This is a genomic window from Bradyrhizobium sp. WSM4874 (genome assembly GCF_055811835.1).
Genome location: NZ_JBVVPR010000191.1, coordinates 1 through 623 on the forward strand (window position 1 = coordinate 1; position 623 = coordinate 623).

Consider the following 623-nt stretch of genomic DNA (forward strand, 5'->3'; position numbering starts at 1 on the left):
GTGACCAAGTCGACCGTACCGGTCGGCACCGGCGACGAGGTCGAGCGCATCATCCGCGAAACCAGCCCCAAGGCCGACGTGGTCGTCGCCTCGAACCCTGAATTCCTGCGCGAGGGCGCGGCGATCCGTGACTTCAAATTTCCTGATCGCATCGTGGTCGGCACCTCCGACGAGCGCGGCCGCAAGGTGATGAGCGACATCTATCGGCCGCTGTCACTGAACCAGGCGCCGCTGATGTTCACGGAACGCCGCACCGCCGAGATGATCAAATACGCGGCTAACGCCTTCCTTGCGACCAAGATCACCTTCATCAACGAGATCGCGGACCTCTCCGAAAAGGCCGGCGCCAACGTGCAGGAGGTCGCCCGTGGCATTGGCCTGGACAACCGCATCGGCACCAAATTCCTGCATGCCGGTCCCGGCTTCGGCGGCTCGTGCTTCCCAAAGGACACCAAGGCGCTGATCAAGATCGCGCAGGACTACGACGTGAGCCTTCGCATCGTCGAATCCGTGCTGGCGGTCAACGAGAACCGCAAGCGGGCGATGGCGCGAAAAGTGAGCCAGGCGCTCGGCGGCTCGCTGCGCGGCAAGACCATCGCCGTGCTCGGCCTCACCTTCAAGCC

1 protein-coding gene is annotated in these 623 nt (G+C 64.0%); it reads left to right on the forward strand.

Translation table 11 applies throughout. The annotated features are described in order from the left end of the window. Positions 1–623: UDP-glucose dehydrogenase family protein (locus AC0L3P_RS39985; protein WP_473309460.1), on the forward strand; the 623-nt coding region annotated here is incomplete at both ends.